Here is a 16,838-nt window from a genome sequence, read left to right on the forward strand (position 1 = left end):
AATGGTTATCAGCACAAATAACGGCTATCAGTACAGACCAGATGTAAAGTGCATGCCGTAGAACACATTGCGACCCAGAATCTCTGCGACGAACAATGCAACGAATGCCACGATAACCAGCAAGTTCTTCTGACGACCTTCTGCGGTAAACAACTCAGCGAATACCCAAAGAGCAGCAGCAACCACAAGCAACAACACATGACCAGCAACATAGCCAGATAGCATGGTGATTTGATCCAAGCCACTGTGAATCGCCGTTGAGATACCTGCAAAGTAAATGGTCTGCATTACTGAGAACGCTAGGTTCAGCGCAATCAAGCTCACACCAGCCCACATTAGGCGACGATTGGTTTTCTCAGCCGTCACGTCCAATACGTTGATCAGCGTGTAACCAAACATCAGACCCGAAGTCACGACCGTGAACCAAAACGCAACCGTGGTCATTGGTGAGTACCATGCTGGTACCGTTTCGATTTGGTAAACATTTGCCATCGCGAACATGAAAATCACGCCAACCGCGATAGACACCCAGTTCACGATTTTACGAACGCCTTCGCTACCGATTTTTAGAATCGTCAGCAACCAGTACAAACCCGCTAGAGACAGAAAGCTTGCACCCGTTAAGATCTCGTTAGATAGCGCCGCACTACCAACACGGTTTAATGCGTTGAAGGCACGAAGCGGGCTACCTAAGTGAGTGGTTGAGAACAAGAAACCCAATCCCATTACAACCAAAATAGCGAAACGTGCGATGTTCATACGAGGTTCTGTCACGCGTGGTGGCTTGCCGAACTTCTCGAACGCATTAACCGTTAGGTGTGCGCCAACCGCTGTTTGAGCAAGAACCGTAAAGGCAACTAATGGTGCTTCGTATAACATTATTTCACCTCTCTTGGATTCTGTAGGAAACCAGTGCGGTCATTGGTTGGACGACCATTTGGATTTAGCTTCACGATCAGGTTCGGGCTCGTAATGCGAGAATCTGGCAATGGTGCGACATCCGCGTTTGAACCGTATTTCGCGCGTAGTTCATCAATTGGACCAAACTCAATCGCACGTAGTGGACAGCTATCAACACACACTGGCATTAGACCTTCTGCAACACGTTCGTAACAGCCATCACACTTAGTCATGTGACCTTTTTCTTCGCTGTATTGAGGTGCGCCGTAAGGACATGCCATGTGACAAGATTTACAGCCGATACACACGCTTTCATCGACAACAACAAAGCCGTCTTCTTCACGCTTGTGCATTGCACCTGATGGACAAACCTTGGTACACGCAGGGTTAGTACAGTGGTTACAAGAGATCGATAGGTAGTACGCGAACACGTTTTGACGGAACGCGCCGTTTTCTTCTGTCCAGTTGCCGCCTACGTATTCGTAAACACGACGGAAGTTACGGTCGATACCCAGATCTTTGTTGTCTTTACAAGAGAGCTGACATGTTTTGCAGCCAGTACATTTGCTTGAATCAATGTAAAAGCCATACTGCTTCGCTGTGCTCATTATTTAGCCCCCATTTTCTTAATTAGCGTCACTTCAACGAGGTTGGTATGGCTCGGGTTCGATTTAGCCAACGGGCTTGGACGTTGTGTCGTCAGTACGTTGATTGAACCCGCTTGGTCAACACCTTTACCATTTGGTGAGTACCATGCGCCCTCACCTAAGCCAACGATGTGTGGCATGATGCGTGGGGTTACTTTTACACGAACGTTCATTTCACCGAACTTGCTGCGTACACTAACCAAGTCACCGTTATCGATGTTGCGTGACGCTGCATCAATCGGGTTGATCCAAAGTTCCTGTGGTGCCGCTGCTTTTAGGATGTCGACGTTACCGTACGTAGAGTGCGCACGAGCTTTGTAGTGGAAACCTGTTAACTGAAGTGGGTACTCTTTACGATCAGGAGAATCCCAGCCATTAAACGTCGAAACGTATTCTGGTAATGGCTTGATAGATTCATCTTCGTCCAATTCCCATTCTTCGTTGATCTTCGCTAACGTCTCTGAGTAGATTTCAATCTTGCCTGATGGCGATGGTAATGGGTTCGCTTCTGGGTCACGACGGAAGTCTTCGTACGCCACGTGTGGACGGTCGAACTGCTTCTTGTAGATACCCTGCTTTCTCATCTCATCGTAAGACGGCAAGTTTGGATCGTTGTTTTGTTTAACGGTCTGAGCGTACATCCATTGCAGCCACTCTTCTTGAGTGCGACCTTCAGTAAACTCATCAAACACGCCCATGCGTTTCGCCACACCAGACATGATGTCGTAGATAGGTTTGCATTCGAAACGAGGTTGAATCGCTTGGCTTGCAAAGATGAAGTAAGGCATTGATGCAGCTGCACCATCCATACAGAAATCCGATTGCTCTGACGTTGTACAGTCTGGCAGTACGATATCGGCATACTTCGCAGAAGACGTCATGTGGTTATCGATCACCACAATCATTTCACACGCTTTTTCATCTTGAAGAATTTCGTGTGTGCGGTTGATGTCTGAGTGTTGGTTAATCAGACAGTTACCTGCATAGTTCCAGATGAACTTGATGTTGTTTTGTAGCTTCTGAACGCCTTTAATGCCGTCGGTCAGATCTGTCATTTCCGTACCGCGGTAAATCGCGTCTGTCCAAAGGAACATTGGGATAGAAGCGCTGATTGGGTTTGGCACTTTCGGGAAGCGTTGGAATGGGTATGAGTGGTTACCTTCACGAGCACCAGTACCACCACCTTGCAAGCCAACTTGACCACGTAGCAGTGACAACATCATTACCGCTTTACATGCTTGCTCACCATTTGCTGAGCGTTGTAGACCCCAACCTTGGGTAATGTAGATACGTTTTGCATCGCCGATTTCACGCGCAAGCTTCAAAATCACATCTGCTGGAATGCCCGTGATAGGCTGTGCCCACTCTGGCGTTTTCTCGATACCATCTGGGCCAGTGCCCATAATGTAATCTTTGTAGCTGCCGTTTTCTGGCGCTGATGCAGGAAGCGTTTTACGGTCGTAACCCACACAGTAGCGATCAAGGAAGTCTTGATCGACTTTGTCTTCCGTAATCAATACATGGGCGATGGCTGCAATTAAAGCTGCATCTGTACCGTGCTTGATAGGAATCCATTGGTCTTCACGGCCAGCTGCGGTGTCGGTGTAACGAGGGTCGATACAAATCGTGCGAGTGTGACTGATGTTTTTCGCATCCACATAGTTGTGAACCTGACCACCACCCGACATACGGGTTTCTGCTGGGTTGTTACCAAACATCAGACATAGGTCTGCATTTTGAACATCGTCAATCGAGTTGTTATCAACGAACGAACCGTAGAAGTACTCCGACATACATTCGATGTTTGCTGCAGAGTAGTCACCGTAGTGATTTAGGTAACCACCACAAAGGTTCATCATACGAGCAACCAATGTCGCGCTCGGATCCCAACTCTTAGTCACTGTGCCACCAAGCGTACCTGTACCGTAGTTTAGGTACACCGCATCATTACCGTGGTCTTTAATAATGCGTTTTAGGTTATCACCAATGAGGTCAAAGGCTTCGTCCCAAGTGATGCGTTTGAACTTACCTTCACCACGCTTACCAACACGAAGAAGTGGGTATTTCAAACGGTCTGGCGAGTAAACACGGCGACGCATAGAGCGACCACGCAAACAAGCGCGAACTTGGTGATTGTGGTTGTAAACATCATCACCCGTGTTATCGGTTTCTACCCATTTGATTTCACCGTCGACCACGTGCATACGAAGCGGACAACGAGAACCACAGTTTACGGTACATGCCGACCAGACAATTTTTTCGTTTGGTTTTGCTGGTGTTTCTTTGGCAACCGCTTTAGTTGCAAACGGGAGAGAAAGCGCGTTTCCTGCTAACGCCAAAGCGCCAAGTGCAGAGCCGCCCTTTAAAGCATCACGCCGAGTAATATTAAACTTACCATTTTGACTCATGGTTTTTTCCTAAATTACGTTTTTGAATTTGGTCGTGGCGCTTAATTAATAGCTTTAAGTGGGGAAAGAACACTCGTTAGAAATAAAAGACATAGAGATTGTATTTTCAAAATAGGCATTCATTGAAAATATCTAATTTCGCTTTAATTAATACACAAGGCAAATCAAAGCAACATTTCTACAAAACCATCAATTAAGCTAGATAGCACAAGCCTTGAGCAACTAAGGCATGGCCACCCGCCACTATTAATATCCTTGTAGATTTAAGGGGTGATAATCTTGACCACAGTCAATTATTAAAAAATACAAAATGCAATCTTATATTTCATTTCAACGTTTTATATGAATAAAATATTAATAGGTCAGAGAGGTGTCAATTCAATTAAATATTAGAATAGTTTTTAAATTGAATAGATAATAAATACGAATACAGAAGAATAGAAATAAGAATAATTACCAATTAAATACAAAAATGGCAAGCTTGGTAGCATTGCCATTTTGATTTAAACAACGATGTTATTCTGAACGGTCTAACTCAGCAGTCTTGGTTACTTAAGCTGAACCGTAACTTGGCTAGTCGCTAAGCTATCCCCACCGACATACACACCTAATTCTCCCGTTTCGTACATGAAACTGCCCTGCTGACCATAAAACTTCAGTTCATTTGCAGAGACGGTAATCCTAAGCGTTTTTTTCTCGTGCGCGGCAAGCGAACATTTAACAAATGCCTTTAGCTCTCTTTCAGGTCGAGTTGTCGATGACACTTTACGCGATATGTAACACTGGACTATCTCCTGACCATCGACAGTTGAAGTGTTTTCAACCTCAACATCGACAACCAGATCCTGCCCTTCCCTGATTTCAGGTGTTATGCAGGTGAGATCGTTGTATCTAAACTGCGAGTAACTTAATCCAAATCCAAATGGGTAGAGCGGTGTATCCTTCTCATTTTTGTACGGCATGTACTCTTGATACGCTCTCATTTTACCAATGGTCTTGCGAGCATAATACATCGGGATCTGCCCGGTGCTTCTTGGCACTGTCATGGTCAACTTACCACTTGGGTTTCTATGCCCAAACAGTAAATTACCCAATGCAGCCCCTACCTCAGTGCCACTCTGCCACGCATAAACAAGTGCATTAGCATATTGTTCGGTCTTCGGCGATGGCACCGGTCGACCGGTACACTGCACGACAACAAGTGGCTTCCCAGTTTGCCCAATCGCTTCAATCAATTCTTCTTGACCAGGAGGTAAAACAAGCTCCGCAACATTCCTCGCCTCACCAGTTCTACGATGACTCTCACCAACACACAAAACCACCACATCAGCACGATGCGCGCACTCCACCATATCATCGCTGAATGCCTCAGAATCAGTCAAAATAACGTTTTCCGGTGCTGCAGCTTCAATGCCTTTTACTATCGAAACAACATCATTTGCTTTGCCATCCAAACACCAAGATCCCAAATGCTGTCGCTGCGAATGTGCATGAGGACCAATGACCGCTACCTTTAGCCCTTGAGTTGGGAGAGGCAGTAAGCTGGACTCATTTTTGAGCAACACCATGCTCTCTTCGGCAAGTTGCTGCGCTTTCTGTTTGTGGCTTTGTTTCCCAAGCACCGTTGTATGTTTTTCCGGATCAACATAAGGCTGTTCAAATAGCCCCGCTCGAAACTTAGTCAGTAAGACTCGATACACCGCTTCATCGACCCACTCAGCAGCCTCTGGCTGACGTTGAATGAAGCCTGCAAGCGTGTCTTCATACGCTTCATTCGTCATCGCCATGTCTACACCGGCTCCCAAAGCTTGCAATGCTGCATCGCACGGATCTTTCGCCACACGGAAGTAGGCTAAGTCAGAAATTGAACCCCAATCGCTCACCACCATGCCATCAAAACGCTGCTCTTCTTTAAGCCAGTTTCTGATCAATGGTTGAGAGCCGGTCACCGGAGTGCCACCGAGGTCATTAAACCCTGACATCACGGTTGCTACACCTGCTTTCACAGCCGCAGAAAATGGCGGTAGATGAACGTTGTGCAATGTATTTAGGCTTAACTCAGTTGTATCGTAGTCTCGCCCACCTTCTGATGCACCATAGCCGACGAAGTGCTTCGCGCACGCAACAAGCTTGTCTGGGTGAGCAGGATCATCACCTTGAAAACCATTAATCACCGCTCGAGCAAACTGACTGGTTAAGTACGGGTCTTCACCAGAGCTTTCAATAACCCTGCCCCAACGAGGGTCACGGACAATATCCAGCATGGGAGCAAACGTCCAATTGATGCCTAAAGAGGCGGCTTCCGCGGCAATACATCCATAAGCCTCTTCAACTAAATTGGGGTTCCACGAGCACGACTGAGCAAGCGGTATTGGTAACACCGTCTTTTGCCCGTAAATCACATCACGGGCAAAGATTATAGGAATACCGAGACGGCTCTCTTCAACGGCAACTTTTTGGATTTCATTGAGCTGATGCGGATCGACCGATTCACCCGGCGCATTGCCGGCCCATGCGGTATCGGCAAGAATACGCGAACCATAAGCGCCTTTTGCCACCTTGTTAAGGTAGTCCGATTTGTTTTGTTCATACTCAAGCATTGGAGACTGGCAGAGTTGGCCGATCTTTTCCTCTAATGTCATGTGTGACAACAAATCTTGCGCTCTGTCTTCACATGTTGCTGAGGTGTCTTTGTATAATGTCATCCGCTACTACCTATATCTCTCTTTGTTTGTAACGTGGGAAAGCTTCGCTCAGAAACTCCGTCATCTCTTCGTACAAGGCAATATCACCAGATTGCTTCGCCAAGAACCTCAACTGATCCGCCGCGGTAGGTACATAACGTGAATCGAGCTGAACGTATATCTCGATGAATTCCATCAGTTGTTGCTTGTTTAATTGCTCAATGATCAGCTTGGGCCTTTCCAAAGATTGATAATAAGCATCGGGTCTTGGACCCAAAGTCGAGCTGCGCCAGGTATCGAGTACCTGTTGGTAGCCGCCAAAGTATTCGTCTTCAATTCTCAACTCTAACTTGTTCATCCCTTTTAAAGCAGTGATCAAGTTTCCTTTCGAATACTGTTCCTCTGCGTAAGCGAAGTACTTCTCTGAGAGAGAATACGCCTTCATCCACGCAGAACCGTAAGCGATGAGGATGACAGACACGAGTGCAAGGAATTTCATTCTTGTAGACACTTTCATTACTTCACCCCTACCCCAGTAAATGCCTTAATAAAGTTCTTCTGAAGACAGAAGAAGACAATGACAACAGGCACCGCAATCATGGTCGTCATGGCCCACAGTTGCTCTAGGTTGGTTCCCGGAACTTCTGTTTTGAAGTTGTATAGTGCTAATTGGAGCGTCATTAACGAGTCATCTCGAACGTACAGCAGTGGCCCCATGAAATCGTTCCAAGCACCCATGAAAGTTAATATGCCGACAGTCGCGAGCGCAGGTCGCATCATAGGAAGAATGATCTTGAAGAAAATACGAAGTTCGCTTGCACCATCAATTCGAGCGGCTTCCAAATAAGCGTTATCGATCTGCTTCATAAATTGCACCATCAGGAAGATGTTGTAAGCACTGATCGCCCCCGGAATGATTAACACGCGATACGTATTAATCCAGTTCCACTCGTACATCATCATGTAGGTTGGAATGGTGAACAAAATCGCCGGAATCATCATCGAACCCAGAATCACCTTAAGCCAGAACTCGCGCCCCGGTAGGTTTGTCTTCACAATCGAATAGGCCACCATAGAAGAGAACAGCGTGTTTAAGAAGGTCACCGTTACCGAGATAAAAATCGTATTGAAGAACACTCTTCCTAAGTTGACCGAATCAAACACCTTGATGTAACCCGCGAAAGACCACTCTTTCGGCAAGCTATTTGGACTGTGCATGATTTCTGGCCCAGTTTTAAAAGAGTTGATCACCATGTAAAAGAACGGATACAACACGATAATAGTGGCAACGAAAAGTGTGCCATAAATAAGTAAGTTTCTTTTTCTATCAGCGTTCATGATTAATCTTCCTTACTGGTGATCTTTAACTGCATCATGGTCAGCAGGTAAATAACGCAAGCGAGCATCAAGCCAATGGTTGAGGCTTCACCCATCTTCATTTGCTCGAAGCCAGTTTGGTAAAGGTATAGAACCGGAGTCAGTGCCGATTGATACGGCCCGCCATTCAAATCAAAGTTCATGAAGACTTCGATAAACATCTGTAAACCATTGATAATGTTCATGGTCATAACAAAAATGATTTGTGGCATGATCATCGGTAGCGTGATTTTCTTGGTTTTACGCCACCACGACGCACCATCAATATCTGCCGCTTCAAACAAAGACTTGTCGATACTTGCAATACCACCGAGGAAGATGATCATTTGAACACCAAACCACTTCCATGCACTAAATACAGCGATGATTGGCATTGGTAACCACTCTTCAAACTTCCAGAACACGGGCTCAGACAGCAAACTGCTGCTCACCATGGTGTTTTGGATCGGCCCTGATGGCCCAGAAACAAAGTCGAAGATGATCATTGCAACAGTAATAGACGTCACAACCGGAATAAACATGATGGTTCTGAATAAGCTCGATAGAAATTTGATTTCATTGAGTAACAGTGCGAGCCCCAAGCCAATCACAAAGCTCAATGAGACAAAGATGACTTGGTTAAACACCACGTTAAACAGTGACTTCCAGAACAGGAAATCGGTTACAACGGTAATCCAGTTCGTTAATCCGATGAACTTGGTGTTTTCTGGCATTAAGATATTGACGCTCAAAAAACTACTTTCAAAAGATAGAAAGAATGGATAAATCAAAAAGACGGCGAAATACACTATCCAAGGAGCGAGGAATAGGTAGCCTGTTATGAGGTTATTTTTTTTCATAGTTCCACTTAGACCTATCACGTTATTCATGGATTAACTGTTCGGCTTGCTTGGTCGCAGCTTCTACGGCTTCTTCAGGCGACAAATCTTGCTTAACGACCGCCTTTGAGTATTGCTCTAGAATGATGCTCGCCATATCTGAAGCCAGTGCAAACGGCTCGTTTAGCTTCGCATTTGGCAGTTGTTCAACAAACGGTTTCGCTTCAGGAGTGTTGTAATACGGTCTCTCTTTCAGGGCAGAAAGAGTCGGTAGTTGCCCTAGCGCCATGTTCGCTTTGTGGTTGAACTCCTCTTCCATCATCAGTTGCAAAAACGCCCAAGATAGTTGCTCTTTCTCGACGCTATTTTTGAAGATCATCAACGCACGACCATCTAGAGTGGAGTAAGACGTGGCGCCTTCTTTTAGGGTTGGGATCGGTGCTAAGCCAACATCCTCACCCACCACCATAGGCTTGCCTGCTGCTTCGGTCAGGTTCGCTTTCCAGCCAAAACCGAACTGTGGCCACATGCCAATGGTGCGAGAGAAAAAGTTCTTCTCCATCGTAAGTGGTGCAAACTGCTGAGCTTTCGCCATGGTGTCAAAGAAGAGTGCTAGCTGAGCTTCTTCTTTGTCGAAGACAGGATTGGTGCCAAAACGATTAAGCAAGCCGTACTGACCGTCGTTAAAGTTGTAATACATTTGAGCTAGCATGCTCCAGTACCAACTTCCCCATGACAGCGCTTCATTCCAGAAAACTGTGCCATACACAGGGCTTCCGTCAGCACGCGGTGGAAGTTGGCTGATCTTCTCAGCCGCATGTAAAAACTCGTCCCACGTTTTTGGTGGATTATTTGGGTCTAGCCCCGCTTCAACAAACAACTCTTTGTTGTACAGCATGAGCGTTGTTGTCGCATTCCATGGAATGTAATAGCTTCGACCATAGTTTTTCTCCATAAATACTGGATCAATCCGTTCCGCAAGCTCCTCAAAACCATCGAACTGCTCAAGGTAGGCAAGCTTACCCATTTTGGCGTATTTGGCGGGCTGGTAACCAAAGACCCCAGCATAAAGGTTAGGAACATCCCCCGCGGCCATACGGGTTTCAAGGTTGTCATCGTTGGATACAACGACATCAACATCTGGGTATCGTTCTTTGAACTCAGGAACAAGCTCGGAGCGGACAAAGTCCATGTAGTTCCCGACCGGGGTCATGACTTCAATTCGGGTATTTTCTGCGAGTGCTACTTGCGAACTCAGCGCAAGCACACATCCAATCAACCACTTTTTCATAACTATCCTACAGAGTTTCACGTAAAATTAATGACGTTGGCAAAATCGTTAATGCCTTTAGGCTTTCCGGCTTTTCATCAAGCGCGCTGATCAAGGTTGATGCAGCCAGTTCTCCCATCCCTTCTTTTTCGTGGGTTATCGTGGACAAACTCGGGATCATTAACTCTGCCATTCGTATATCGTCAAAACCGACGAGCTTCATTTCTGAAGGGATGTCTATGTCATATCGTTTTGCCGCGCGAATAATGCCAATCGCCATCTCATCGTTGGCTGCAAATACTGCATCAGGTCTTCTTCCTTGTTCGAACAACTCACTCATTTGCTTATAGGCAGTCTTTTCTGTGAAATCGCTACGAATTAAATGGTGATTGCGAACAGGAATGTTGAAATAGCCCAATGCGGAGATATAACCATCCAGTCGTTTCTGACTGTCATAGGAGTCATCAGGACCAGTAAAAAAGTAAATGTCCTGGCATCCTTTCAGCACCAACTCTTTAGTCGCACTAAACGCACCACCAAAGTTATCAATCAAGATGTTGTAGACATGAGGAGCGGTGAGCTCTCGGTCTAAGACGACCATTGGAAAGTCAGGGCCGGCAACAGAAGCTAGGAAGTCACTATCGAATGAGTTGGTCAGAATAATGGCACCATCCACCACACGATCACGGATGTATTTGTGCGCGGTTGAGTTTTCATTACCGTACATACTACAGGCAACCAAATCGTAGCCTTTTTGATGACATACCTTTTCGATACCTTTCACTAACTCGCTGTAAATAGGACCAAACCAGTAGTTCAAAAACAGCCCTACTGCGTAGCTTCTACGCTGCTTAAGTTGCTTAGCATTCGTATTGGCTACGTAGTTCATTTCATTTGCAATATTAAGGACATGTTGTCGTGTTTTTTCACTGACACGATTACAGCCATTCATAGCGTACGATACCGTCGCAATAGAAACATTGGCTTTTTTAGCGACATCTTTTATGGTCACTTTCATTGACGTCTTTTCCTTTTGAGGCATAGCTCTCTCACATCCAACACTTGGTTTACTTCACGTCGGTTTAATAAGGGCTCCATTATAGAGCCCTATTGGGTTTAGAGCGTGATATACAGAGTGTTGTTTTCACTCTCCAATCGTGTCTCTAGCCATTTGCGCGAGATACGTGCACCACCAGTGCGGTAGCGGTTTTCCGATAATTCAAACGGAACCACCTCACCGTTCAGGATGATCGCTTTCGGTGTATGCGTCGCTTCTTGTAAATCAATCACTAACTTGACCGGTTTGCCATCAAGCTCGAACTGAACATTGGCTTGCCCAACGCGAGGGGAAATAACCGGATCCAGCGTTAAATCGTTCTCAGAGAAACGGACACCAAATACGTTAGTGATCAACTGGTTGACATAGATACCCGGACCGCTTGAATAAATGCGCCAACCGCCCTTCACTGCCACTTCACCCGCTTTAACTTTGCCAAAGTTGTCATAAGCCGTCGGTCGGTCGTTAAACTTCGCGTCCGAGCTTGAGAAGTACGCGTTTGATTGACGTAGTTCTGCATTCGGCACGTGATCTTGGATGCCAACAGGTATGATTTTGTATAGGTTATCGAATACCGCTTCGGCATCACCTAGCTTACATAACGCTTCAATAAATCGAATATGAGCGTGACAATATTGCAGACCAACTTCACGGCCTAGGTTTGCAGCAAGCTCAGCGCGTTTGAAGTAGCTTTGTTTACCCGCTTTGTATTCGGCCATCTTGTCCATCAAACGAACACCATCAGGATGCACAAGGTTTTCCTTAATGATCGCCATGTGCGACTGAGCCATTTCAGGCGTAAATACTTCTGAGATGATTGAGCGGCTTGCTGGCAGTAAGCGATAGTTGATGCCCGTTTTATCGTCTGAAGGGTGCAATAGATGCTCGATCTGCTTAACGCCACCTTTCTCATCACGGTCAAAATGGATAAAGCCCGCGATCACGTCATCTTTGATTAAATAATGGTGGTAGTCGTGCTCCATTTTCTCAGCAAGATCAGTTAGGGTGGCTGAGAAATCTAGATGCTCAGAGCCCTGTAGTGCTTTTGCCATTGCTTGCAATGCTTGAAGGGTCAGAGGAATCGTCCAACCACTTACCATGTTTTCTCGTAAAGATTGATTCGCCGGCTGCAGCGTGTCGTCCCAATCGCCATCGCCGTAACAAGACAACGACGTACCAGGGACAAGGTTATCAAGCATGTGTTGAACCTGGCGCTGAACGTGATGCATAAGTGAGTACATCTGCCCCGTTCTTTCGAACCCTGCCTCTGCGAGTGTATATGGAAGCTCAACATTCAGGATGCTTACATCGCCTGTCGTGTTGATGTAATCAGCCAGTGCTTTTAGCGGCCAAACCACAATATCGCCATGCGCTTCTTCCTGCTGGATCTTGGCGTAGTGATCGAACATAAACCACTGAGGCCAAGTGCCTGTCTCAAGGTATTGGTGACGATAGATCTCCTCCAATACGGCTTTCGCTTTGCCATATTCCTGCATCGACATAAAGAGCTCAAACGGCCCCTGAGATACGTCACGAGTGCCCCATGCCGCGCCTGAGTACTGCTCTAGACCGTGCGGTGTCGAATAGTGCACAAGTGCGTTGTGAGTAAACCAATCTAGACAAGTATTGATGCGCTGGCTGTTGAGTGAATCTTGGCTAAAGTCGACTTTAAAACCTTTTGTCAGAGTTTGAATACCTTGTTGGTATTGTTGCTTCTCGACGTCAAAGTCGATGAACTGCGCTGTTGTGTCTAACTCATCAGTTTGGCCGCCAATCGCAATAGATACTGCGTTGTCTAATGTTGCTTTGAGGACTAAGAACTCAACAGACTCGCTTTCTGAACGGGTAATGACTTCTGCTTCCACATCAGCACCAGATACTGAGATTCCGTAACTTAGTTCTGGCATGAACTGATCAATCAGAGCGTCATTGCCCGTAATCGTGAAGAGCTCGCCTTGACGTTCAATAGTCACCTTTCCCTCACCTTCGTTGTTTCCAAAAACAAGTTGGTGCGAGACTTTGATTTCAAGCGGTGCTTCTATGCCATGCTTTTTGATTTCAAGTTGGATGACTGGGCTTTGAGCGCTCGAAAACGACAAGATTTCAAGGTAACCGCCAAATAGCTTATAAATCCAACGCGAGTAGTTTTGGCCTGTTTCGTACGCTGAAGGCATGCCTAGAGCTTGGAATGCATTATCGACTTTAACCCAGATACGTTGGCCCGCATGCGTAAATTGGTTAAGTGGGTTGCGGCACACACCCAACAACTTGTTAAACGATGTATTTCCTAGAGTCAGTTGCGAGTTGAACACACCTCCAATGTAGTGCGTCGAGCTCATGATCAACTGTTGATAATCTTGGTTATTACCAGAAGCGATAACGTGGCCTGTCATGCGTTCTAGGTGTTTTTCCTTCTCAGGCAACGTCACGTAATGATTGTCACCATAGAAAAACGACAATAGCTCACCATCTTTGGTATCCACAAATGAACGTTCAGCACTGAAGAACTGTTCGATTTCAGTTTCAGAAAGCTTTTCACCCATTACGTACGCAGACTTCGGCGTATGACGGTGGCTCATTAGTTGACGCTGCGTCTCGTCGCTTGTTGGTAGTGCTGCATGTAAACCTGTAACCGCCTCAATAGTTAGCGGCTGTCCTGTATTGGATTCCGGACAGTGTGGCGTGACAACGCCATAGAAAACGACAGATTCCACTTCATTCTGATTCAGAGCAAAAGCCTCGCTTTGAAGCGCAACATAGCCCATTTCATACTGGTACTTTTCGTTCGCTAAAGTGTCTGAACGCAATGCGACAGCTTCGCCCGTCAACTTGTATTCTTTACCAAAGAACTGGAAGCCATCCGTGCTGTAGCCCGTTACTGGAGATAACGAGCCAATTTGAATGCGAGGATTGCCCGTCGATTGAGGCAAGTTTTGGCGACTGCACACCACGTACCCCTGCTCACCTTCAAAGATTTGGTGGTCTAAGTATTGAGAACAGTACAGCTCATTCGTTTTGATTGCGCCTTTCTCTGCCAAGCCAACATCTTGACCATAAATCAAGTCAAAGCTCAGAGCCTCAGAAGAGAGGTTCGTTACGTTGACTTCATAGAAGTATGCGTTTGTTCCCGCCTTTAAAGTGACGGTTGCTTCTAGTTCATCTGTTGTTGTCACCCACTGCAGTGAGCCATCTGCCTGCTTAAACGTTTCAATATTGTTATTAAAAAAAAGCAACGGCGTAACTTTGAATTCACCGTTACTCTTAACGCGAAGAAATACATTCGAGATTGCCATTTCTGATTCTGGCGTATCGAACAAAGACACCATAATACGACCACTGCGAATTGCGCCTAGCACGCCATCTGAGTTGAACGTGATATTGAGGCTTTCGTCGCCAACGTTCATTTGTGGTCCTGGTTGAATGTGGTGCATAAAGCTTTACTCCAAACTTATTTTGAATCTGTGTAGTGGATATTTTCTTGAGAGGCATCGTCGAATACGTGACACTTTTCGACTTGCAGTTGGATGTGGCAATGGCTCCCTACTTCAGGGGTTTTCTCTGTATCAAGCAACTTACAAACCATTGCTTTATCGAAAATGTTTACATGTAAGTAGACTTCAGAACCGAGCTCTTCCTTCGCTTCTACTTTTGCTGGTAGCGTATGTTGATTAGCTTGTTCAGCAACGGAAAGATGCTCTGGACGAATGCCTAGGTGGATACGGTGCCCCACCCACTCAACCGCCTTTTCTTGGTGAGCTTTTGATAGTGCAATGGTGTGTTCATTGAGTTGCGCGCACACCACGCCATTTTGTTCAACGAGAGTGCCTTCCAGCATGTTCATCGCTGGCGACCCAATAAACTCAGCAACAAACTTGTTTTTTGGCTGGTGGTATACGTTCATTGGAGTATCAACTTGCATGATGCGACCTTGATTTAGAATGCAGACTCGATCGCCCATCGTCATCGCTTCGACCTGGTCATGGGTCACATAAATCATGGTGGCAGGTTTGCCCGATTCTTGTAGCTGACTGTGCAATCGAGTAATGCGGCGACGCATTGATACACGCAGTTTCGCATCTAGGTTTGAGAGAGGTTCATCAAAAAGGAAAACATCTGGGTTTCTCACCATCGCGCGGCCTAGCGCGACTCGCTGACGTTGGCCGCCTGACATCTGCTTAGGTTTGCGGTCCAATAACTCTGTAATTTCCAAAAGTTCAGCAGCTTTAGCCACTCGTTGCTCAATCTCTGCTTTTGGTTTCTTTGCGGTTTCTAAGCCAAAAGCCAAGTTTTCATAGGTCGTCATGTGCGGATACAGTGCATAGTTTTGAAACACCATTGCAATACCACGATCTTTCGGAGGCAAGTCATTACACTTGCGGTCCCCGATAATGAGCTGACCATCAGTGATGCTTTCTAAACCCGCAACCATTCGCAACATGGTGGATTTAGCGCAACCTGATGGCCCAACAAGCACCATGAATTCGCCATCTTTAATGTCTAAGCTGACATCGTGAATAGCGTGGAAGCCGTTGTCATAGACCTTATTTACGTTTTCTAGCGTTACTTTCGCCATGATTCTGCATTCCTATTTCTAAATGCGTTCACTATTTGATGCACTCTTTCCCTTAAAGCATGATCAAAAAATAGTGCATATGGGTTGAGAATGGGATATCCACCAACAGTGGGTACCCCGTCATTGATTAAATTGTGCCTCTTAGAATTTCCATACAATGCCAACTTTTGAGAACCAAACCAGCTGATCACCCGTCCAAGGTGCAGGGTTTGCGTGACGATCCTTAACTTGAATATCCGCTAAGAAAGAGAAGTGCTCATTGATGGGTAAATCGGTGTATAGCGCGTAAATATCGTAGTCAAAGTGGTCACGGTTATTTGGATCCGAGCCCATATCTAACGTGCCTCGTTCATAACGCAACTCTAAGTAATTGCCGTTATCAAAGTTGAACTGAATTAAAGGTTTGACGGCGAACTCGGTGTAGTTGAAATCGTTGTGCTCTTCTACATAAATCACTTTCGCACCAATATTGATACCGTTGTCTAAGCGGTACAGGTACAAAGGCTCACTCTCGATAAATGCGCCACGGCTGCCGGCACCTTGACGCTCATCTTTGTAGCCAAGCTCAGCGCTTAGGTGTAAGAAATGTCGACCAAAGCTCAGATCAATCCCAGGTTTCACCATGTATTTATCGTAGTGCCATTCACCGATGGTTTTTTCATACGACAGCATTAAGTTGTATGCTACGTTATCGTTTTGACGCCAGTAGAAGCTTGGGATCAACTCGGAATAGTTACTGAGCCCTGTACTCTCACCGCCACGACTGTGATGTATCTCTTTCAGTACATAGCCCATACTGAAGTTATCCGTAACACGCGTAAAACCATCAGCATAAATATAGTGAAGTAGCTCTTCATCTGGTTGATTTTCATTGTTTACGCGTTCGTATTCGATTCCGGTAAGTGCTCGCGTTCTTGGAGCTGCATTGCTACTTTGAGCGGATTCAGTGGTTAGGATGAGCTCTCTATACTCATGATCACTCCATAAACCAACTTCCACCTCTTCTTTTTGCTCGTCGGCCAAACTAGCTAATGGCACCACTATCATCATCAAAGGAATGATGCTGACTGTTTTCACTGCTTTCTTAAAGTTCACTGCTCTTTC

12 protein-coding genes are annotated in these 16,838 nt (G+C 45.9%); all 12 read right to left on the reverse strand.

Annotated elements, in window-relative coordinates:
• Nucleotides 1-27 precede the first annotated feature (27 nt).
• Entirely contained in the window at nucleotides 28-879 is an 852-nt protein-coding gene (locus KIT90_RS25065; protein WP_285379268.1) for a DmsC/YnfH family molybdoenzyme membrane anchor subunit, read from the reverse strand.
• Nucleotides 879-1,508: a DMSO/selenate family reductase complex B subunit gene (locus tag KIT90_RS25070; RefSeq protein WP_005433785.1), complete on the reverse strand. Its 630-nt coding sequence runs from the start codon at nucleotides 1,506-1,508 to the stop codon at nucleotides 879-881. Before KIT90_RS25070 ends, KIT90_RS25065 begins: the two co-directional genes overlap by 1 nt.
• A complete protein-coding gene (locus KIT90_RS25075) occupies nucleotides 1,508-3,955 on the reverse strand; it encodes a DmsA/YnfE/YnfF family dimethyl sulfoxide reductase (protein WP_285379269.1) in 2,448 nt (815 codons plus the stop codon). The genes KIT90_RS25070 and KIT90_RS25075 overlap by 1 nt, the downstream gene beginning before the upstream one ends.
• Nucleotides 3,956-4,503: 548 nt before the next feature.
• Nucleotides 4,504-6,660 (reverse strand): glycoside hydrolase family 3 N-terminal domain-containing protein, encoded by a 2,157-nt coding sequence (locus KIT90_RS25080; protein ID WP_285379271.1) that lies wholly within the window; start codon nucleotides 6,658-6,660, stop codon nucleotides 4,504-4,506.
• A gap of 10 nt (nucleotides 6,661-6,670) precedes the next feature.
• Nucleotides 6,671-7,156 carry a hypothetical protein gene (locus KIT90_RS25085; RefSeq protein ID WP_285379273.1) on the reverse strand — a complete coding sequence of 162 codons (486 nt, stop codon included), beginning with the start codon at nucleotides 7,154-7,156 and terminating at the stop codon, nucleotides 6,671-6,673.
• The gene (locus KIT90_RS25090; protein ID WP_005433890.1) at nucleotides 7,156-7,977 is read right to left on the reverse strand and encodes a carbohydrate ABC transporter permease; all 822 of its coding nucleotides are present in this window, start codon (nucleotides 7,975-7,977) and stop codon (nucleotides 7,156-7,158) included. The genes KIT90_RS25085 and KIT90_RS25090 overlap by 1 nt, the downstream gene beginning before the upstream one ends.
• Nucleotides 7,978-7,979: 2 nt before the next feature.
• Nucleotides 7,980-8,747, reverse strand: coding sequence for a carbohydrate ABC transporter permease (locus KIT90_RS25095; RefSeq protein ID WP_230624531.1), 768 nt, complete (start codon nucleotides 8,745-8,747; stop codon nucleotides 7,980-7,982).
• Nucleotides 8,748-8,877: 130 nt separating this feature from the next.
• Entirely contained in the window at nucleotides 8,878-10,125 is a 1,248-nt protein-coding gene (locus KIT90_RS25100) for an extracellular solute-binding protein (protein WP_285379276.1), read from the reverse strand.
• Nucleotides 10,126-10,132: 7 nt separating this feature from the next.
• Nucleotides 10,133-11,122 (reverse strand): LacI family DNA-binding transcriptional regulator, encoded by a 990-nt coding sequence (locus KIT90_RS25105; RefSeq protein WP_285379278.1) that lies wholly within the window; start codon nucleotides 11,120-11,122, stop codon nucleotides 10,133-10,135.
• 98 nt (nucleotides 11,123-11,220) lie between these two features.
• Nucleotides 11,221-14,592 (reverse strand): GH36-type glycosyl hydrolase domain-containing protein, encoded by a 3,372-nt coding sequence (locus KIT90_RS25110; RefSeq protein ID WP_285379280.1) that lies wholly within the window; start codon nucleotides 14,590-14,592, stop codon nucleotides 11,221-11,223.
• A gap of 17 nt (nucleotides 14,593-14,609) precedes the next feature.
• Nucleotides 14,610-15,734, reverse strand: coding sequence for an ABC transporter ATP-binding protein (locus KIT90_RS25115; RefSeq protein ID WP_005433806.1), 1,125 nt, complete (start codon nucleotides 15,732-15,734; stop codon nucleotides 14,610-14,612).
• Between the two features lie 141 nt (nucleotides 15,735-15,875).
• Entirely contained in the window at nucleotides 15,876-16,829 is a 954-nt protein-coding gene (locus tag KIT90_RS25120; RefSeq protein WP_285379283.1) for a hypothetical protein, read from the reverse strand.
• Between the last annotated feature and the right edge of the window lie 9 nt (nucleotides 16,830-16,838).

The sequence above is a fragment of the Vibrio sp. B172a genome, from assembly GCF_030248355.1.
Classification (GTDB): Bacteria; Pseudomonadota; Gammaproteobacteria; order Enterobacterales; family Vibrionaceae; genus Vibrio; species Vibrio owensii.